The 19,685-nt window shown below is 47.3% G+C and carries 17 protein-coding genes; 11 read left to right on the forward strand and 6 right to left on the reverse strand.

Features of this window, described 5'->3' with window-relative positions:
- The first annotated feature begins 159 nt into the window (after positions 1 to 159).
- From I0P70_RS02245 to I0P70_RS02255, 3 genes are all read left to right on the forward strand, one after another.
- Positions 160 to 684 (forward strand): DinB family protein, encoded by a 525-nt coding sequence (locus I0P70_RS02245; protein WP_196114564.1) that lies wholly within the window; start codon positions 160 to 162, stop codon positions 682 to 684.
- 101 nt (positions 685 to 785) lie between these two features.
- Positions 786 to 2,225, forward strand: coding sequence for a DASS family sodium-coupled anion symporter (locus tag I0P70_RS02250; protein WP_196114565.1), 1,440 nt, complete (start codon positions 786 to 788; stop codon positions 2,223 to 2,225).
- 34 nt (positions 2,226 to 2,259) lie between these two features.
- A complete protein-coding gene (locus tag I0P70_RS02255; protein ID WP_196114566.1) occupies positions 2,260 to 2,442 on the forward strand; it encodes a hypothetical protein in 183 nt (60 codons plus the stop codon).
- A 292-nt stretch (positions 2,443 to 2,734) separates the two neighbouring features.
- On the opposite strand, the gene priA is transcribed toward I0P70_RS02255, so the two are convergent.
- The 3 genes from priA to I0P70_RS02270 form a co-directional block, all read right to left on the reverse strand.
- Positions 2,735 to 5,266 carry a primosomal protein N' gene (gene priA, locus I0P70_RS02260; RefSeq protein WP_196114567.1) on the reverse strand — a complete coding sequence of 844 codons (2,532 nt, stop codon included), beginning with the start codon at positions 5,264 to 5,266 and terminating at the stop codon, positions 2,735 to 2,737.
- 148 nt (positions 5,267 to 5,414) lie between these two features.
- Positions 5,415 to 7,478: a thioredoxin domain-containing protein gene (locus tag I0P70_RS02265; RefSeq protein ID WP_196114568.1), complete on the reverse strand. Its 2,064-nt coding sequence runs from the start codon at positions 7,476 to 7,478 to the stop codon at positions 5,415 to 5,417.
- A 126-nt stretch (positions 7,479 to 7,604) separates the two neighbouring features.
- Entirely contained in the window at positions 7,605 to 8,519 is a 915-nt protein-coding gene (locus I0P70_RS02270) for a GSCFA domain-containing protein (protein ID WP_196114569.1), read from the reverse strand.
- Here I0P70_RS02270 and I0P70_RS02275 point away from each other — a divergent pair.
- Positions 8,518 to 8,697, forward strand: a complete 180-nt coding sequence (locus I0P70_RS02275; RefSeq protein WP_196114570.1) for a hypothetical protein — start codon at positions 8,518 to 8,520, stop codon at positions 8,695 to 8,697. The two genes, I0P70_RS02270 and I0P70_RS02275, sit on opposite strands and share 2 nt — an antisense overlap.
- 32 nt (positions 8,698 to 8,729) lie before the next feature.
- Here the strand turns inward: I0P70_RS02275 and rplI are convergent, their stop codons facing one another.
- The 3 genes from rplI to rpsF are packed head-to-tail and all read right to left on the reverse strand — an operon-like array spanning position 8,730 to position 9,805.
- Positions 8,730 to 9,173, reverse strand: coding sequence for a 50S ribosomal protein L9 (gene rplI, locus I0P70_RS02280; protein ID WP_196114571.1), 444 nt, complete (start codon positions 9,171 to 9,173; stop codon positions 8,730 to 8,732).
- 12 nt (positions 9,174 to 9,185) lie between these two features.
- Positions 9,186 to 9,437: a 30S ribosomal protein S18 gene (gene rpsR, locus I0P70_RS02285; RefSeq protein ID WP_007652662.1), complete on the reverse strand. Its 252-nt coding sequence runs from the start codon at positions 9,435 to 9,437 to the stop codon at positions 9,186 to 9,188.
- Positions 9,437 to 9,805, reverse strand: a complete 369-nt coding sequence (rpsF, locus tag I0P70_RS02290; RefSeq protein ID WP_007652664.1) for a 30S ribosomal protein S6 — start codon at positions 9,803 to 9,805, stop codon at positions 9,437 to 9,439. The genes rpsR and rpsF overlap by 1 nt, the downstream gene beginning before the upstream one ends.
- Before the next feature lie 610 nt (positions 9,806 to 10,415).
- Here rpsF and I0P70_RS02295 point away from each other — a divergent pair.
- Genes I0P70_RS02295 through I0P70_RS02325 form a run of 7 tightly spaced genes read left to right on the forward strand, consistent with a single transcriptional unit; the run spans position 10,416 to position 19,668 of the window.
- Complete coding sequence (locus tag I0P70_RS02295) at positions 10,416 to 11,648, forward strand: c-type cytochrome (RefSeq protein WP_196114572.1); 1,233 nt, start codon at positions 10,416 to 10,418, stop codon at positions 11,646 to 11,648.
- Positions 11,649 to 11,686: 38 nt separating this feature from the next.
- Entirely contained in the window at positions 11,687 to 14,689 is a 3,003-nt protein-coding gene (locus tag I0P70_RS02300) for a TAT-variant-translocated molybdopterin oxidoreductase (protein WP_196114573.1), read from the forward strand.
- Between the two features lie 20 nt (positions 14,690 to 14,709).
- A complete protein-coding gene (nrfD, locus tag I0P70_RS02305) occupies positions 14,710 to 16,128 on the forward strand; it encodes an NrfD/PsrC family molybdoenzyme membrane anchor subunit (protein ID WP_196114574.1) in 1,419 nt (472 codons plus the stop codon).
- A gap of 2 nt (positions 16,129 to 16,130) precedes the next feature.
- The gene (locus I0P70_RS02310) at positions 16,131 to 16,655 is read left to right on the forward strand and encodes a DUF3341 domain-containing protein (RefSeq protein ID WP_076420272.1); all 525 of its coding nucleotides are present in this window, start codon (positions 16,131 to 16,133) and stop codon (positions 16,653 to 16,655) included.
- On the forward strand, positions 16,655 to 17,287 hold the full coding sequence (locus I0P70_RS02315; RefSeq protein ID WP_196114575.1) for a cytochrome c: 633 nt from the start codon (positions 16,655 to 16,657) through the stop codon (positions 17,285 to 17,287). The genes I0P70_RS02310 and I0P70_RS02315 overlap by 1 nt, the downstream gene beginning before the upstream one ends.
- A gap of 26 nt (positions 17,288 to 17,313) precedes the next feature.
- Complete coding sequence (locus I0P70_RS02320; RefSeq protein WP_007652676.1) at positions 17,314 to 18,585, forward strand: hypothetical protein; 1,272 nt, start codon at positions 17,314 to 17,316, stop codon at positions 18,583 to 18,585.
- Positions 18,586 to 18,609: 24 nt separating this feature from the next.
- Positions 18,610 to 19,668 (forward strand): cytochrome c oxidase subunit II, encoded by a 1,059-nt coding sequence (locus I0P70_RS02325; protein WP_196114576.1) that lies wholly within the window; start codon positions 18,610 to 18,612, stop codon positions 19,666 to 19,668.
- Positions 19,669 to 19,685 lie beyond the last annotated feature (17 nt).

The raw sequence follows: 19,685 nt of genomic DNA on the forward strand, positions 1-19,685 counted from the left end.
GACTCACCCATTAGTAATAAAGGAGTCATATTTTTACAAAAGCAGCGGCCTGGCTTACTGAAGTTGGGCCGCTGCTTTTTATTTGTAACGCATATAAGGATACGCGTATAATTTGTACCTTCACGTATACCTATAATCCTACTACCAAAACCCAAAACTATGGATAAGATGATCAGTGCGCCTAATCCAGCTGAATACGACGAGTTTTTCAACAGCTACATTGGCAATGCCAATACCGATGACCTGCTGTCTGCTCTGGCTGCCAGCGAAGAGTATATTGTCAACTTCATGCTTTCGCTTAAAGAGCAGCAATTAAACCACCGCTACCAGCCCGGCAAGTGGTCGATCAAGGAGATGCTGGTGCACATGGCAGATACCGAACGCATCTTTGCATACCGTGCCCTCTGCTTCGCCCGCAATGATAAGACGGAGCTGCCCGGATTTGACGAAAATGCCTATGCAGAAAATAGTAAGGCAGATACAAGACAGATTACGTCCATTTTGGCTGAGTATGCCGCCGTTCGACAGGCCACAATAGAAATGTACAAAGGCTTTGATGACGAAATGCTGAACCACACAGGTATAGCCAGTGGTCGGAGTGTTTCTGTGAGAGCACTGGGCTTTGCTATTCTGGGGCACGAGATCCATCACCTCAACATTATCAAGCAGCGTTACCTGGTCTAGCCCACACTCTTGAAGAGCAAGCAGGTATAGCTTCATTCTTTTTGCCCAATCCTATCGCGTAGATCTGCTGCTTCTGCAGGTTTATCGCTATATTTATAACCATGACTTTAAGCAGAAGAAACGTAGGTTTGCTGCTGGCGCCTCTGCTGGCTGTTATCATGTGGTGGCTGACCGGCGGACTGGAGCCCCAGGCCCGGAAGGTGGCGACCATCATGGTTTTCTGCCTGGCTTTCTGGATGACTGAGGTGATTCCGCTCTCGATGACTGCCTTCCTGGGCGTGATCATGGCGATATTGACAGGTATAGCCGACATCAGCACTGCCTTCCAGAATCTCGGTCACCCCATTATTCTGCTTTTTATCGGAAGCTTCCTGCTGGCCCGCTCCATGACCCGTCACGGCCTCGATAAACGGATTGCACTGTTTATTCTGTCCCGGAAGGTTTTTCAGAAAAGCTTGTTCAGCATGTTTCTGGGCTTCTCGCTGGTGTCGTATATACTGTCGATGTGGGTGAGCAACTCTGTGACGGTGGCTATGCTACTGCCGCTTATGATTGGGGTGCTACAACTCATTCAAGAGCCTGAGTCACGTAAAAGCCCTGCGCCTTTCTTTCTGTTAGGTATAGCTTATAGCGCCTCTATCGGAGGAGTCAGTACAATCATCGGTTCGCCTCCCAACCTGATTGGGGTAAACTACCTGGCCAAAGAAGGCATCAGCATAGACTTTCTGCAATGGATGATCATGGCGCTGCCTATTTCGCTGAGCATGTATGCCTTTATGCTGGTGTACGTACGCTGGTTTCTTAAGAAGTTCAGGTTCAGTGCCGATGGGATAAGAGCTTATGTAGAAGAACACACGCATACCCAACCTCCCATTTCAAAAGGCGAGCAGATCACGATGGGTGTGTTCACACTGGCGGTGGTATTGTGGTTGAGTCCGGGCGTGTTTAACCTGCTGGGTATGGAAGCGGCCTATACCTTCATGAGCACCTATTTTGCGGAGAGCACAGTGGCAGTACTGGCTGCGCTGCTGCTGTTTCTGATCCCACCCGGGCAGGAGAATGGGGGAGAGGGTACGCTGACAGCAGGTGACCTGGTGAAGATAGACTGGGACACGATCCTGCTGTTTGGGGGAGGTATGGCGTTGGGGCAGTTAGTAGTTACTTCAGGACTTGCCGATGTGATCGGAGCAGGTATAACCTCTTTCATCAATCCGGAGCAGCTGATCATACTGGTGTTTGTGCTGGTGGGAGGTGTGCTGATGCTGACCGAAGTGAGCTCCAACACGGCGATCGCCATCACTTTTGTACCGATCATTATTGGTATACTCAACCAACTGCAACTGCCCGAGCTATACCCGGTACTGGGTGTGGTCGTAGCCTGCAGCATGGCCTTTATGCTGCCTGTGGCGACTCCGCCCAATGCCATCGTGTATGGAAGTAAACAAGTACCTATCAGCACGATGGTGAAAACAGGCCTACTTCTCAATCTGGTAGGGACGGTAGTCATTACAGCCTGGGTTGTTTTCTATTTATCTCTCTGATTTTATACCTTGCTATTCACCCAATAAGAAGCTTATGCCTAATCAACGAATATTCAGAATTTTGCTTGCCATCGCCTGCTTTGTGTTTGCAGGTGTGAAAGGCTGGCAGATCATACAGGGAGAGTACGAATGGATGGACATCTTTTTCCTGATCGCTTTTCTGGGCTTTGGAATCATGTATGTCGTGCTGCTGAACAAGAACAAGCCGCAGGAATAGGAGGGGGATAAAAAGAGAAAAACCTGAAAGTTAAAAAATATCTTGGTAGACATTCCCAACTTTCAGGCTTTCAACTTTTAGCCAAAGGTACTCATTATACGCCCCTGATTTTGGCAGGGTTACAGACTCTTTCAAAAAAGTAAAATATTTTTTTGAACCGTTCGTTTAATCAGGATTTAGTGATTCTGGAAAGTTCTAATCCATACTTTCTGTTAATATACCTGCACCAGAGTAGATTTAGTAACAGCTACTCCGCAGGTATAGCAGTCACCAATATTAGATTAAGAGAGCACTAAGCCGGATCTACATCCGCAACCACCCTTACCCCCTTAAAATCAGGCAGGAGATACAGTTGCTGGATTACCTTGGCAATCGCCTGTTTGGCAGCTCTGAGGTTTACATTCTCCCGCGGCAGCTTTACGTGTATCTCGTTCAGGAAAAGATTCCGGATCTTGAATATGTATGGTACTTCAGGTCCCAGCACCAGCTGCGTTCCCATCTGATCCGTCAAATCCTTCGCCAGCACAATGGCAGCATTTTCGGAGACTTTCTCGTCGGCGTGCTTCACTGTGATGCGGATCATGCGGGTGAAAGGAGGGTAGCCAAAGCGCATGCGCTCCTCTATTTCGTGTTCGTACAGGGAGGTATAGTCGTTGCTGTGCACCTTGCGGAAGATCGGCTGGAGCGGGTCGCGGGTTTGGATCAGTACTGTGCCCGGCTTGCCCTTACGACCGGCACGGCCACTCACCTGCACAAACAGCTGATAAGCCCGCTCATGTGCCCTGAAATCAGGAAAGTGGATGATGCTGTCAGCATTGAGTATACCTACCAGACTCACATTCTCAAAGTCCAGGCCCTTCGTAACCATCTGGGTACCGATCAGCACATTCGTTTTGCCGCTCTCAAAGTCGGCGATGATCTGCTGATAGCTGTTCTTTTTCTTTGTCGTGTCCAGGTCCATGCGCTGTACCTCTGCGTTGGGCAGCATCAGCTTCAGGTCATCTTCCACCTTCTCGGTACCGAAGCCCATGCTTTTGAGCGTGGTAGCGCCACAGGCCGGACAGTCGTGTGGCATGCGCTCGTGATAGCCGCAGTAGTGGCAGCGAAGCTCGTTGTTATACTTGTGGTAGGAGAGGCTCACAGCACAGTTTCGGCACTTTGGAATCCAGGAGCACTCGTCGCAGCTGATAAATGGAGCATAGCCACGACGGTTCTGGAACAGAATCACCTGCTCGTGTCGCGCCAGCCGTTCCTCAATGGCGGTGACCAATTTGCCCGAAAAGTGGTTGTGCATATTCTTGCGATGCTGCTCTTCCCGCACATTGATCAACTCAATATCCGGTAACTGAGCCTCACCGAAGCGTTTGTGCATGTTTACCAGTCCCCAACGGCCTGTTTTGCAGTTGTAGTAAGTCTCAATGGATGGTGTGGCAGAGCCGAGCAGGGTTTTAGCCCCCTGCAGGTGCGCCATCATCAAAGCGGTTTCGCGGGCGTTATAGCGGGGAGCCGGATCGTACTGCTTGTAGCTAGGCTCGTGCTCCTCATCGACAATGATCAGCGACAGGTTGTGGAAAGGCAGGAACACTGCTGAGCGGACGCCTACCACCATCTGGAAACGGCCAGACAGCACACCTTGCCATACCTCAGCCCGCTCGTTGTCAGAGAATTTGGAGTGGTAAATGCCCAGCTTATCGCCAAACACCTTCATCAGGCGCGTCACAATCTGAGCGGTTAGCGCAATTTCGGGGAGCAGGTATAGCACCTGTCCGCCTGCCTCCAGCGCATGCTTGATCAGGTCGATGTATACCTCTGTTTTACCACTGCCCGTTACGCCGTGCAGCAGCACCGTGTCTTTCTCTTTAAAAAGACCCAGTATCTCGTCCTTAGCCTGCTCCTGGTGCTCTGACAGCTTCATGGGCTGTAGCGGCACCGTATTATCCACGGGAAAGCGGGAAATGATCTGGTCAAACTGCTCGAGCACGCCTTTTTTGATCAGCGAATCGATAGAGGACTTGGAAAGGTGCGGGTTGTTTGCCAGCGCGCTTTTCTCTATACCTGCCGTATTCAGGTGGATATTCTGGTGCACCGGCACTTTCTGCAGGTAGTTGAGCAGGATGTCAAGCTGCTTGGGCTTGGTGGCTAGTTGGTTGAACAACTCCTCCAGCATCCCCTCTTCCTGCACAAAATGCTCGGTCAGACGGATCTTCTTCACCACTTTAGGAGAAAAACGGTCGCTCACCTGCTCAAATATAATGATCGCTTCTTTCTGGATCAGCGATTTGATGTACTTATGGTAGCTCTTCACCTGTAGCAGGTTGCCTATTTCGGTAAAGGTAAGCGCCGGATTTTGCTGCAAGGCATAGATGATTTTGACCTCCTGCGATGCTAAAGGTATATCGTCTTCTTCAGGATTGAAGTGTGGGTGCAGCTGTATGCGCGATTCACTGCTAAGCTTGAGCGCCGAGGGAAGCGCCGCATTGATCACCTCCCCGATGGTGCACATGTAGTAGTCCGCTATCCAACGGAACAACTTGAGCTGTGGAGCTGTAACGATCGGCTTGTCATCCAGCACATCCAGAATATACTTGGCCTGATAGTCGGCAGGGGCATTTTCGTGGATATCGGCCACAATGCAGCTGAGTATCCGTTTAGCCCCGAACTGCACAATAACCCGTACGCCCACCAGCACCTCGTCGTTCATTTCGAAGGGGATGCGGTAGGTATAAAGCTTCGGCAACGGCAAGGGCAGAATCACGTCGGCAAAGAGGGTGACGCGGTCTACGGCCGGCTCTGGCGGGTAATTGAAATTGAGTAACTCAGACAAGGGCGCAGGTATAGGTTGTACATGCAAATGTCGCAAAAAAGCATGTAAATCCCGAAGGCTTTCAGGAAGGTATAGCTATACCTGTCTCATGACCATAGTACAAGCCATAAGGGCACATTCCTGATTTTACAGCAAGGTTTCGCTATACCTATAGCGACGGAAACTTAGGGGACTCGCTATTGCCTTTCTGCAACTGCTCCAGCGCCTCTGCCGCCGTATGCACTGGCAACTGGCAAGTCTTGTTATAGCAGACATACACTGTCGTTTTTCCATTGATGGCGCTACGAACCTTCAGCAAGGGGAGCTCGCTATGGCTTTCAGTACCTGCCAGCAACATGTTTGGGATGTAAAACGAGCTTAGCTCTGATCGCATCTCCGGTGCCAAATGTCCCACAATGGCTACCTCTGCGGTAGGCTGCAGTTTGTGGAAGTATAAGCTGGCCCAATTGCCCATGTGGCCCGGTTCTTTTACAACCAACTCTTTTACCTGCGACAGCATCGTGTCGGAGAGTTGCTGGTAGCGCTCCTCATCAGAGTAAAGCCCCAGCAGGTATAGGTTTGTGGCCATAACGGAGTTGGAGGAAGGAATCACATTGTCCAGCAACTCTTTTTTGCGGGCCACCAGCTTTTCGGCGTTTTGGTCTGTGAAGAAGAACAGCTGCTCCTGCTCGTCAAAGAAGTTGGTTAAGGTATAGTCCGTTAGCTGCTTTGCCCCCTGCAGGTATTTCTCGTCAAAGGTAATCTCATATACCCGGATCAGTGCCCAGATCAGTAGCGCATAATCTTCCAGGAAAGCGTCAATAGAAGCTGTGCCTTTCTTATAGTTCCGGTATAGCTTCCCGCCCTGTTTCAGGTGCTGCAGTATAAAATCAGCATGACGGACAGCCAGGTGCAGAAAGTGCTTGTTGCCGAAGGTATAGTAAGCATCAGCCAGGCCTTTGAGCATAATAGCGTTCCATGAGCAGAGGATCTTGTCATCCAGGCCTGGACGGATGCGCTGGGAGCGGACTTCCATCAACTTCTCTTTCCAGGTCTTTACCATCTCCTCCAGCACCTCCAGCTCCAGTTCGTTTTCTTTAGCAAAGTGCTCATCACTGATGCGACGGTGCAGGATGTTCTGCCCATGCTCAAAATTGCCGGTCGTAGTCACATGGTAGTATTTCGCCAGAATAGGCTCCTCTTCTTTGAACAGGTCCTGCAGCTCTTTGCGCGTAAACACATAGAACTTGCCTTCCACTCCTTCACTGTCAGCATCAAGCGATGAATAGAACCCGCCTTCTTCGCTCATCAGTTCACGTTCTGCAAAGGCAATCGTTTCATACACAACATCTTTGTAAATCGGTTCCTTGGTAAGTTGATAAGCTTCTGAATAAAGCGTGATCAGCTGTCCGTTGTCATAAAGCATCTTCTCGAAATGTGGCACCAGCCATTTCTCATCAACCGAGTAGCGGGCAAATCCACCACCGATCTGGTCGTAAATGCCGCCATAGGCCATTTCATGCAATGTGAGATTCAGGTGCTTCAGTGCTGCCTCGTTTTGGGTGTGATAGTAGTAGCGGAGCAGAAACAGGTAATTAGCTGGCATTGGAAACTTTGGAGCATTGCCTAGCCCCCCGTGCTTTTTGTCGAACTGCTTTGCCAGATTGCGGTACAGCTCTTCAAACTCCTCCTCACTTGCTTTCGATTTACTTTGCTGCAGGCCGAACCGGGCTAATTCACTGGTATTGAGGTGCTGTACAAATTGCTCTGCCGAATGGTCAAGCTCCTGCCGGTTTTTCTTGTAGGCATCGGCGATGTTGAGTAATAAGTTTACCCATTGCTGTGGCGTAAAATATGTGCCGCCATAGAAAGGCTTTCCGTCCGGGTTCAGGAATACATTGAGAGGCCATCCACCACGTAAGCCCATCGCCTGCAGGGCATCCATGTGCACCGCGTCCACATCAGGCCGCTCTTCCCGGTCCACTTTAATACACACGAAGTGCTTGTTCATCACCTCCGCAATTTTCGGGTCCTCAAAAGACTGATGCTCCATCACATGACACCAGTGACAGGCGGCATAGCCGATGCTTACGAGTAAGGGTTTGTCTTCCTGCTTTGCTTTCAGGAGTGCTTCTTCACCCCATGGATACCAATCCACCGGGTTATAGGCATGCTGTAGTAGGTAAGGGCTACTCTCATTGATCAGTCTGTTTGGATTTCTGTCTTTGGCCATCGTCATTTCTTTTGCAGGCTGTTAGCACTCTATACCTACGGGCAAGACTTACAAAAGTATGCTTGGGGCATCCGGATCTCGAATGAAGAAAGAAAGGAGTAGGGGAGCTTGACAACTCCAGTATTATTATACTATCAGTTGCTGTGTAATGCTTTGCTCTTCTGCGGCGGTATCAATGCTATACCTGCGGCTAAGGGCCTGTAACTGATCAATCGTGTTTTTTAGGAACTTCTGGTGTGCTTCAGAGGCGGTATGAAAAGGACGATGGGATAAGGCTCGCCTGATCTTCTCCCATTCCTGCAGAAAATCTCTGAATTCCTGACTCAGGTATGCTTGCACGAACTTGTCCCAGATGTAGTCTTCCGCTACTTCTGTCGGGTGCACCATGTCGCGCCCATAGAAACGGTAATCGCGCAGGTCGTCAACCATGATCTCGTAGGCAGGAAAATACCGTACCTGTTGATTCGTCGTCATCTGGTGGCATAGTACCCGCAATATGGACTTACTCACGCTGTTGATCTCGATAGTTTCCTTGATATGTCGCACCGGACTCACTGTCAGTAGTACCTGCAGCTTAGGGTTGAACAGCTGCAGCTGCTCAAGCGTGCTTTCCATGTCCTGCTGCAGGGTATGGAGCGGAAGAAGCTCACGGTTAAAGTTGCGGGCCGGTATTTTATGACAATTTGCAACCACCTCACCTGAACTTAGCAGACGATAACCTACAGCTGTACCTAATGTGATAATCAAAAGCTTGGCCTGCTGCAGTGCCGTGCGGGTAGTGTCCAGAAGATTTGTAATGGTAGCTAGCAGTTCGTCCCGGTTAGGGGAGGAGAGGGAGGAGTGCAGATCATAAGCATACCAGATTCCATTGTGCTGCACCAGGTTCTGATCAAAGTCTCTTTGCTGGCTTATAGCGCCACGGAGCAGCTTGCTAACTGAAAGCGGATTAAAGATGGTCCCAAACGGATTAACCACCACCTGCGCCTTGCTATCATGCAGCCGCCTGCCTATTACCTCAGCAAAGCAGGAACCGATAGTCATGATACCATCCTGTAAGGAAAGGTCAAGGCCGCTGGCGGGTACATGTACTTCAGTCCGGAACATAGGTATAGGTATAGGTATAGGTATAGGTATAGGTATAGGTATAGGTATAGGTATAGGTATAGGTATAGCGCAAATTAACCGGAAAGGCGTAATAAAAAAAGCGCCCTGCTTTTAGGGCAGGGCGCTTTTTTTATGTGATTGCTAAGACTACTCAGCTACTACATTGAAGCGGATCTGGTGCTTCACTTCTTTGTGCAGGTTCAGCGATGCGGTATACTCACCAGCAGTTTTCACTTCCTGATCGAAAGAAATGCGCTTACGGTCTACATCGTGACCTTTAGCTTTCAGAGCTTCAGCAATCTGGTTAGTCGTAACCGAACCGAAGATCTTACCAGTTTCACCTACTTTAGTAGGGATTTCCAGTGTGATATCTCCAATGCTGTTAGCAAGTTCTTGTGCGTCGTTTTTGATCTTCTCAACTTTGTGAGCAGCCTGACGCATGTTTTCTTCCAGAACTTTTTTGTTCGTTTTGTCAGCCAAAACTGCAAGACCCTGAGGGATCAGGTAGTTACGGCCATAACCTGGCTTTACAGTAACGATATCGTTTTTGTAACCAAGGTGCTTAACGTCATCTTTAAGTATAACTTCCATGTTTGTCCCTCCTTATTTTAAAGAATCAGTTACATAAGGTAAAATAGCCAAGTGGCGTGCACGGGCTACAGCCTGAGACACTTTACGCTGGAATTTCAGGCTAGTGCCTGTCAGTCTTCTTGGAAGAATCTTGCCCTGCTCGTTCACGAACTTAAGCAGGAAGTTACCGTCTTTGTAGTCAATATACTTGATACCGCTCTTCTTGAAGCGGCAGTATTTCTGACGGTTTTCTTGTTTGTGTACTCTTTCGTTAACTAGGCTCATTATGCTTTAACCTCCTCTTTTTTAGCCTGTGATTTAAACTCGCCTTTTCTTCTGCGCTCGTTGTAAGCAATTGCGTGCTTATCAAGTGCAGTAGTTAAGAAGCGAACAACTTTTTCGTCGCGGCGATAAGCCAGCTCAAGCACATCAATTACAGTAGATGGAGCCTTAAACTCGATGAGGTGGTAGAAACCAGTAGATTTCTTCTGGATTGGGTAAGCAAGCTTACGTAGACCCCAGTTCTCTTCGTGGATAATTTCGGCGCTATTTTCCTTAAGCACCTGTCTGAACTTCTCGACCGTTTCCTGCATCTGCGTCTCGTTCAACAGAGGCGTCAAGATGAAGACCGTTTCGTAATTTTTTAATTCCATTTGGTTATGAGAATTTTTTTGTTTTAGGGTGCAAATATACAGCAATGATTCTGTAATACAAAAACTTGCACCAAAATAAATGTATGATCAAAAGCACTTTCGTCACCAGGTATTGCAATCAGCTCGGTCAACGGGATTGTAATAACATGAGACGCCAATAGGACTTAACAATAATGATTAACCTATATATAATAAGGTGTACCTGAAACTTATAAAACGGGCGAGTTGGGTGAGGGAAAATGAGATGAAAATTAAATAAATGGTAACGACAACAAAATCAGCGGTTTATGAGTTCAAAGGTGGATGCTGAATAGAATGCGGATTAAGCAAGAGAGAATAGGATAATTTGGCACAAAAAGGCGTAGGGAAAACTTGTCTTATTTAGAATAATTTTAAATAAAAAAGGTGATTCTGATAAAATAATGCAGAAAATGCTCTACGGATGATTGTACTGAATGGGTTATTGTGTATAGGGGTAAAAATAAGCATATAATATTTGATTAATGGGTTTCAGGTAGTAGATTTGTGCCCGTAAAGTAAATTCACCATTATACTAAACACAAGCGTCCTGGCTATGATTAGCTGTATACAAAGAGCAAAAACCAAATTCTTGATTGCCTTCTTGTTTGCCTTGGCGGCCTCTTTTGGAGTGTCGACTACAGGTTATGCACAAGGCGCAAGTCTGCCTGTAGATGATGCAGGTATTGTAAGTGCAGGCGAGTCCCTGTATAAGAACAACTGCGTTGTTTGTCACTCTGTGGGAAGCGATGTAGTAGTTGGTCCTGGTTTGAAAGGCGTCAATGAGCGCAGAACGCAGCCTTGGTTGATCAGTTGGATCAAGAACTCGCAGGCTTTGATCGCCTCTGGTGATAAAGACGCAATCGCGGTTTACAACCAGTTCAATAAGCAGGCGATGCCTTCCTTTAATTTCTCTGATGAGGAAATTGTATCGATGCTGGCCTATATCAAGGCGTCTGAAACTGCCGCAGCTGAGACCACTGGTCCTGCAGGAGGTACAGAGGCTGCTCCAGGCGAAAACGTTGGTACTGACGCAGTTGGTGCAATCGGTGGTTACCTGGACATTGTATTGGTAGTACTGATCATTGTGTTGATCGTGCTGGTTGTGACCCTTCTTTTGATCACATCAGTACTAAAGAACTACCTGAACAAGAACAAGCAACTTGATGAGTACGATGCTGAAATTGTAAATCAGCGTTTCGACTTCTCTAAGATATACAAGTCTAAAGCCGTACGTACGCTGGTAGTACTGATCTTTGTGATCGTGCTGCTGGACCTGGCGCTTGAAAAAGCAATGGGTGTCGGTATACAGCAGGGCTACGCCCCGACACAGCCGATCGCCTTCTCGCACAAGCTGCACGCAGGCGAGCATCAGATCGACTGTAACTACTGCCACTCTACTGTTTATGAAAGCAAGAGTGCCAGTATCCCTTCTGCTAATATCTGTATGAACTGCCATAGCCAGATCAAGACAGAATCACCTGAAATTCAGAAGATATACAGAGCTATTGAGCGTAATAAGCCTATCGAATGGGTGCGTATTCACAACTTGCCTGACCTGGCTTACTTCAACCACGCCCAGCACACTCAAGTGGGTGGCGTTGAGTGCCAGACCTGCCACGGTCCTATTCAGGAGATGGAAGTAGTGTATCAGTACTCGCCGCTGACAATGGGCTGGTGTATTGACTGTCACCGTGAAACTCCTCTTAACACAGAAGGAAATGCATATTATGACAACCTGGTGAAATTGCACGAGTCAACAACGAAGAGTGCTTTCACTGTGTCATCAAACGGTGGTGCAGAGTGTTCTAAGTGCCACTACTAATTATTAAAAATTAAGGATTCGAGTTTTCTAGATATAATATGCAAGACAGAATAAAATACTGGAAAGGAATAGAGGAGCTTGAAAATACTCCTGAATTCGCGAAAAACGCTCATAACGAGTTTCCAGAATTCCTGCCGATAAACGAAGCCAAAGGCGAGAGTGAGTCAACTGGTATGACTGCTCCACGAAGGGACTTCCTAAAACTGCTAGGTTTTGGTCTGGCTGCCGCTACACTGGCTTCATGTGAAGCTCCTGTAAGAAAGGCAATTCCATACCTGAACAAGCCGGTTGATGTTGAGCCAGGAGTGGCAAACTGGTATGCTACTACTTATTATAACAGCGGTGACTATAATAGCGTGTTGGTTAAGACACGTGAAGGCCGTCCAATTAAAGTAGAGCCAAACCCAAGCTCAACACTAACCCCAATGGGTACTAGCCCTAAAGCTCAGGGATCTGTACTTAGCCTGTACGACAACAACAGACTGCGTACACCGCTTATCAAAGGCAAAGAGGCTAAATGGGAGCAGGTAGACAGCGAAATACGTGCCGCTCTTTCAAATGTAAATGGCAAAGTAGCTTTTGTTTCCTCTACAGTGATCAGCCCTTCAACCAAGCAGCTTATCAATGAGTTTGGTTCAAGACTGGGTAATTTTGAGCATGTAGTATACGATGCCAACTCCGCTTCCGCCCTGATTGGCGCAAACGGTGGCACAGTTCCGGGATACGACTTCAGCCGAGCTAACATTATTGTAAGCATCAGCGCTGACTTCCTAGGAACCTGGATTGCTCCAACTCCTTTCGCTAAGCAATACATTCAAAACAGAAAAGTATCTGCTGACAAGCCAAATATGTCACGTCACTACCAGTTCGAGACAATTATGTCGTTGACTGGTGCCAATGCTGACGTACGTGTTCCGATCAAGCCTTCTGAAGAACTGGCGATCGTAACTGCGATCTATAATGGATTGTCCGGCCAAGGTGTAAATGCTCCGGCTAACGTTGATAAGAAAGCACTTGAGAATGCGATCAGAGACCTGCGTGCAAATAATGGACGTGCTCTGGTAGTATCAGGATCTAATGATCCGGCTGTCCAGACGCTGGTTACAGCAATCAACAGAACAATTGGTGCAGAGGGTACTACCATCGATACAGCTTCTCCATACTTCCTGAAGCAGGGTAACGATGCGCAGATGCTGCGTCTGATTGAAGAAATGAACAATGGCAGTGTAGGAGCAGTATTCTTCTACAATGCAAACCCAGTATACGATCACCCACTTGCTGAGCAAGTAAAAACTGGTCTGGCTAAAGTTGGACTGAAAGTTTCATTCGCAGAAAGAGTGGAAGAGACTGCTGCGCTTGCAGACTACGTTGCACCAGACAGCCATTACCTGGAGTCCTGGAACGACTACGAGCCGAAAAGAGGCTTCCTGAGCCTTTCACAGCCAGTAATCAGCCCAATCTTTATGACACGCCAGGTACAGGACAGCTTACTGGCCTGGAGCGGAAACAACACATCTTATTACGATTACATCCGCAACAACTGGAGAAAAGGTGCTGCTAGCTCAGACGAGCAGTGGGAGAAAGCTGTGCATGATGGCGTAATGGAGAACGGTACAAGCATGCTGGCTCTTAACACAGGTAATGCAAGCACGATGACAGCCGCTGATGCAGCTGGCAGAGCTCCAAGAGCAGTTGCAGGTGGCAGAATTGAGGCTGTTGTTTACGAAAAAGTTGCAATCGGTACTGGTGCTGAGGCTAACAACCCTTGGCTACAGGAAATGGCTGACCCGATCACCAAAGCTACCTGGGATAACTACATAACAATGCCTCGCCGCATGGCAGAGGAAATGGGTGTAGTACAAGGTAACGTGCTGAAGGTAACATATGCGAATGGTAAAACACTTGAGCTTCCAGCGCTGATCCAGCCAGGACAGGCACAAGGTACAGTAGGTATAGCGATGGGCTACGGCCGTGAGCTAGACTCTATGCCAACAGCTAAAGGGCGTGGTGCTAATGCTTTCCCTATCGCTACGGTAGCTGATAACGCTATCCTATTTGCAGGTGCTGTACAGCTGGAGAAGACAGGCTCTACTGTAGAGATCGCCCAGATGCAGACGCACCATACAATCATGGATCGTCTGGTAGTACAGGAAAATACACTGGCGAACTATCAGAAAAACCCGAAAGAGGTAACGGAATATATTCGCATTGCTACGCACGAAGGTCCGGCAAAGCCAGCTGCTATCTCTCTTTGGGAGGATTACGAGTACAAGAACCACCACTGGGGTATGGTGATCGACCTGAACTCTTGTATTGGCTGTGGAGCCTGTACAGTGAGCTGCCAGGCAGAAAACAATATTCCGGTAGTAGGTAAGCAGGAGGTACTAAACCGTCGCGAAATGCACTGGATGCGTATCGACCGTTATTACAGCGCAGTAGAGCACGAAGAGAAAGATTATAAGACGATGGAGGATCCGGCGGAGAATCCAAGTGTGATCTTCCAGCCAATGCTTTGCCAGCACTGTAATCACGCTCCTTGTGAGACTGTGTGTCCGGTAGCTGCTACGATGCACAGCTCTGAAGGTATTAACCAGATGGCTTACAACCGCTGCGTAGGTACTCGTTACTGCGCAAACAACTGCCCTTACAAAGTTCGTCGTTTCAACTGGTTTGCTTACGCTAACAACGATAAGTTCGACTTCAACATGAACAACGACCTTGGTAAGATGGTGTTGAATCCAGACGTAACAGTTCGTTCGCGTGGTGTTATGGAGAAATGCTCATTCTGCGTACAGCGTGTTCAGCTAGGCAAACTGGAAGCCAAGCGTGAGAACAGAAGACCAGTGGACGGTGAGATCGTGACGGCTTGTGCCCAGTCTTGCCCTACAGATGCCATTGTCTTCGGTGACATGCTGGATCCTAAGAGCCGCGTATCTGAGTTGCTAGCCCGTGAGAAAGGCGAGCGTGCCTTCCACGTACTGGAAGAACTGAACGTACAGCCTAACGTGACTTACCTGACAAAAATTAGAAACTTAGCTTAATTTATAAATTAGATAGCGCTATGCAGCACGTATCTCCGATAAGAGAGCCTCTGGTAACGGGGGGTAAAACATACCACGATATCACCGAAGATGTCTGCAGACAGGTGGAGGCCAAGCCCAACGCACGTTGGGCCGCTGCCCTTGCTGTAGCTCTTGTAGGTCTGGCTATTTTCATCTACTCCACTTACCGTACACTTTGGTACGGTATCGGGGAGTGGGGACTTAACAAAACTGTAGGTTGGGCATGGGATATCACCAACTTCGTATGGTGGGTAGGTATCGGTCACGCCGGTACGCTGATCTCAGCTATCCTTCTCCTGTTCCGTCAGAAATGGAGAACTTCGATTAACCGCGCAGCGGAAGCGATGACAATCTTCGCTGTAATCTGTGCCGCGATGTTCCCGGTTCTGCACATGGGCCGTCCTTGGCTGGCTTACTGGGTACTTCCATTGCCAAACACATTTGGTTCACTTTGGGTTAACTTTAACTCACCGCTCCTTTGGGACGTATTTGCGATCTCCACTTACTTCTCTGTATCGCTTGTATTCTGGTATATTGGTCTGATTCCTGACTTTGCTACCATCCGTGACAGAGCAACCGGACCAATCTCCCGCAGAGCTTATGCATTCCTTTCATTTGGCTGGACTGGTTCCGCCAAAGCCTGGTCTCGTTATGAGACTGTATCCCTGATTCTTGCAGGCCTTGCTACTCCACTGGTACTTTCTGTACACACGATCGTATCGATGGACTTTGCAACATCAGTAATCCCAGGCTGGCACACGACTATCTTCCCTCCATACTTCGTGGCAGGTGCGATCTTCTCTGGTTTCGCAATGGTACTTACGCTGATGATCATCACACGTAAAGTATTCAAACTGGAAGATTACATCACGTTGGAGCACGTGGAGTCAATGAACAAGGTAATCATCCTGACGGGCTCAATTGTAGGTGTTGCCTATATCACTGAGTTCTTCATTGCCTGGTACTCAGGTGTGGAATACGAGCAATACGCATTCATCAACCGTGCAACCGGTCCTTACTGGTGGGCTTACTGGGCTATGATGACTTGTAACGTAATTACACCGCAGCTATTCTGGTTCAGAAGCATCAGAAGAAGCCTAACCGCTACTTTCATCATCACGATTTTCGTGAACATCGGTATGTGGTTCGAGCGTTTCGTAATTATCGTGACATCGCTGCACAGAGACTTCCTGCCTTCTTCATGGGCAATGTTCTCTCCAACCATCATCGACATTGGTATCTATGTAGGAACAATCGGTTTGTTCTTTACTCTCTTCCTATTGTTTGCCAAGTTTTTCCCTGTTGTGAACATGGCGGAGGTAAAAGCCATCCTGAAGTCATCTTCAGAGGTGAAACACCATCCACATGGCACAATGCACGGTACTGATAAGGATTCGCACACTAATACACATCCATAGCAATGACTAAAAAATTCGTTCTAGGTATCTACGATGATGAGGATGTCCTGCTGCAGGCCATCGAGAACGTCCGGGCTGCCGGTACTAAAATTTACGAAGTTTTTTCGCCGTACCCTATCCATGGTATCGATGATGTATTAGGTATCAAGCGTTCAAGACTTCCAATCGTAGCATTCTTCTGCGGTTTGTTCGGAACTTCCTTTGCCCTCTGGATGCAGATCTGGATGCTGGGTTTCGACTGGCCAATGATCATTGGTGGTAAACCGCACATCGCGTTACCAGCATTTATTCCAGTAACTTTTGAACTTACCGTTCTTTGTGCTGCATTCGGTATGGTGATCACCTTCTTCATTGTCACAAAACTGAAGCCTTCCTTTAAGGTGAATGTTTTTGACAAACGCTCTACAGACGACAAGTTTGTAATGGCGATTGAGGTTACAGAAGGTGTGACTGATATGAATGCACTGAACGATCTACTTCGTTCTAACGGCGCAATTGAAGTTAACGAGAAGGAGGTAATCAAATAATGAAAGGTCTATTAAATTTAGGTATTAAAGCCTCTGCCGTACTATTCTCAGGCGCAATGCTGGTAGCCTGTAGCAATGAAAAAGATCCAGGTCTTGAGTTTGCTCCAGACATGTATCACTCTATACCGCTGGATCCATACTCTCAGGTAAAAGAAAACCTTTACAACCCGGGCGGTATGAACATGCGTGAGCCAGCTCAAGGTACAGTAGCCCGTGGCAAAATGGGTTATAACATGTACCTGTCGAAAGACGAAGCTGAAGTAGCAGGTGTAGAGCTGAAAAATCCACTCGAATACAATGACCAGCACTTAGCAGAAGGCCAGGTATTGTACACTCGCTTTTGTGCTTCATGCCATGGAGACCAGGGTGATGGCCAAGGTTTGGTTGGACAGAAATTCAAAGGTGTACCATCCTACTCAGCAGGACGTGTTGCTGAACTTCCGGCAGGTCATATTTACCATGTTATTACAAACGGACGTGGTCGTATGATGCCGCACGGTTCACAGGTTAACCCGACTGAACGTTGGAAAATTGTAATGTATGTGCAGCAGTTACAGGGTGGTGAAGCACCGGCACCTGCAGCTGATGAAGCGGAAACTACAGAAGAATCAGGTACTACACCTAATAACTAAGTCTAAGGCATAATATCACAAGGATAATGACAGAAGAAAGACTCATCATTTCCAGAAAAACGAATAACAAGTTTTTCTTAATGATAGCTATAGGTGTTGTACTACTTATAGCTGGAATCATCATTGCTGCCATGGGCGGAGGCGATGCGCATCATGCTGAAGGGCATGGGGAGGCAGCAGCAGCTGGTCATGAAGCAGCCTCTTGGCTCAAAAGGCTTTATGTAAACCTCTGGTTAAATAACGTATACTTCACAGGTATAGCACTTGTAGGTGTATTTTTCATTGCGGTACAGTATGTGGCTTATGCCGGATGGTCTGTACTGATTAAGCGTATACCTGAAGCATTGGGCTACTATCTACCTATAGGTGGTGCTGTAATGCTGATCGTTTTCCTGCTAGGTGGTCACGATATTTTCCACTGGACGCATGACTATCTTTACGATCTGAACGACGAGCGATATGACCCAATCATCGCTGGTAAAGCCCCTTATTTGAATTTCTGGTTCTTCCTGATCAGAATGATTGCTTACTTCGTTCTTTGGATTCTCTTCTTCAACTGGTTGAGAAGAAACTCTCTGAATGAAGACCTGAATGGTGGTACTTCCTACTATCACAAAAGCATTCGTATTTCTGCGATGTTCCTGGTAGTATTCGGCGTTACTTCTTCTACATCAGCATGGGACTGGGTACTTTCAATTGACACACACTGGTTCTCTACAATGTTTGGCTGGTATGTGTTTGCAAGCTGGTGGGTATCTGGTTTGGCAGCAATCACATTGACAGTGATAATCCTGAAGCAGAATGGTTACCTGAAAATGGTTAATGCAAACCACCTGCACGATTTAGGCAAGTTTGTATTTGCGTTCTCTATCTTCTGGACGTACATCTGGTTCTCACAGTTCATGCTAATCTGGTATGCAAACATTCCTGAGGAATCAATCTACTTTATTGAGCGACTAGGTGGTAATGGCGGACACTTCAAGTGGATTTTCTTTACTAATCTTATTGTAAACTTTGCATTCCCGTTCCTTGTTTTGATGACAAGAGATGCGAAGCGTCAGATGATCATGCTGAAAATCGTTACGATTGCAATTCTGATTGGTCACTGGTTAGACTTCTATCTGATGATGATGCCAGGTACAATGCGTACTGATGCAACTATTGGATTTATTGAGATCGGAACTACTCTTATTTTCTTGGGTGTATTCTTACTAACCTTTACAAAAGGTTTGGCCAAAGCTTCGCTGGTGCCGGTAAATCACCCATTCCTGGAAGAGAGTGTTCACCATCATGTTTAGAGATCACACTAAAAGCGTTATATAATGATTACGTTCGCCATAGGTTTATCCATAGTCCTGTTATTAGTTATCCTGTTCCTTTTATTCAGGATCGGGACGCTAGCCTCCATCTTTAGAGGATCGACACAGCGTGCTGTCGGAACCACCAAAACAAGTAACAAAGTAAACAGCCTGTTGCTGCTCCTCTTCCTTATTGGAGGAGGTGCTGCATTCGCCTGGTCCTTTGCCGATTCATGGGAAAACATGAACCAGCCGCTTGCCTCTGTGCATGGCGCCTGGACTGATAGTCTGTTCTGGACTACCATGATCGTGATCGGTATAGTATTCGTAATCACGCAGATTCTACTTTTCTGGTATTCATATAAATATCAGCATAAGGATGATAAGCGTGCTTATTACTACCCACACAACAACAAGATAGAGATTATTTGGACTATGATTCCTGCTGTTGTGATGGCTCTGTTAGTATTTGCCGGATGGAAAACATGGGCAAATATCACAAGTGCAGCACCAGCCGACGCCGTTGTAGTGGAAGTGATGGGTAAGCAGTTTAGCTGGTTGGTTCGCTACCCAGGTGCAGATGGTAAATTGGGTGAAGCTAGTGTTAACTTCATCGATGCTACAAATGAAATGGGTGTGAATTTCAGTGATCCAAATGCAATGGATGACTTTATGCCACGTGAGATCCACGTGCCAAAAGGTAAACCAGTGCTTTTGAAAATCCGCTCTCGTGATGTAATCCACAGTGTGTTCTTACCACATTTCCGCGTGAAGATGGATGCTGTGCCAGGTATGCCAACCAAATTCTGGTTTGTACCTACTAAAACAACGGCTGAGATGCGATCTGAAACCGGAAACTCTGAATTCAACTATGAAGTGGCTTGTACTGAGATCTGCGGACGTGGTCACTTTGCAATGCGCTTTATCCTGGTGGTTGATGAACCTGAGGAGTACGAGGAGTGGTTAGCTTCACAAACACCATTTATCGAGCAAAATCCACAGCTTCTAACAAAGTTCACGCATGATTCAAAAGATCAGGTGGTGCTTGAGAAGAGTGCAGAAGAAGTAAAAACAGAGTTGTAGCATTAAACAATATCAAC

This window comes from Pontibacter sp. FD36 (genome assembly GCF_015686655.1).
Classification (GTDB): Bacteria; Bacteroidota; Bacteroidia; order Cytophagales; family Hymenobacteraceae; genus Pontibacter.

Coding starts and splice junctions, on each gene's coding strand:
- I0P70_RS02310 (WP_076420272.1), top strand. CDS start 16,131: ATGACTAAAAAATTCGTTCTAGGTATCTACGATGATGAGGATGTCCTG.
- rplI (WP_196114571.1), bottom strand. CDS start 9,173: ATGGAAGTTATACTTAAAGATGACGTTAAGCACCTTGGTTACAAAAAC.
- rpsR (WP_007652662.1), bottom strand. CDS start 9,437: ATGAGCCTAGTTAACGAAAGAGTACACAAACAAGAAAACCGTCAGAAA.
- I0P70_RS02325 (WP_196114576.1), top strand. CDS start 18,610: ATGATTACGTTCGCCATAGGTTTATCCATAGTCCTGTTATTAGTTATC.
- I0P70_RS02275 (WP_196114570.1), top strand. CDS start 8,518: ATGATACCATCCTGTAAGGAAAGGTCAAGGCCGCTGGCGGGTACATGT.
- I0P70_RS02320 (WP_007652676.1), top strand. CDS start 17,314: ATGACAGAAGAAAGACTCATCATTTCCAGAAAAACGAATAACAAGTTT.
- I0P70_RS02255 (WP_196114566.1), top strand. CDS start 2,260: ATGCCTAATCAACGAATATTCAGAATTTTGCTTGCCATCGCCTGCTTT.
- I0P70_RS02250 (WP_196114565.1), top strand. CDS start 786: ATGACTTTAAGCAGAAGAAACGTAGGTTTGCTGCTGGCGCCTCTGCTG.
- I0P70_RS02315 (WP_196114575.1), top strand. CDS start 16,655: ATGAAAGGTCTATTAAATTTAGGTATTAAAGCCTCTGCCGTACTATTC.
- nrfD (WP_196114574.1), top strand. CDS start 14,710: ATGCAGCACGTATCTCCGATAAGAGAGCCTCTGGTAACGGGGGGTAAA.
- I0P70_RS02245 (WP_196114564.1), top strand. CDS start 160: ATGGATAAGATGATCAGTGCGCCTAATCCAGCTGAATACGACGAGTTT.
- I0P70_RS02300 (WP_196114573.1), top strand. CDS start 11,687: ATGCAAGACAGAATAAAATACTGGAAAGGAATAGAGGAGCTTGAAAAT.
- rpsF (WP_007652664.1), bottom strand. CDS start 9,805: ATGGAATTAAAAAATTACGAAACGGTCTTCATCTTGACGCCTCTGTTG.
- I0P70_RS02265 (WP_196114568.1), bottom strand. CDS start 7,478: ATGGCCAAAGACAGAAATCCAAACAGACTGATCAATGAGAGTAGCCCT.
- I0P70_RS02270 (WP_196114569.1), bottom strand. CDS start 8,519: ATGACTATCGGTTCCTGCTTTGCTGAGGTAATAGGCAGGCGGCTGCAT.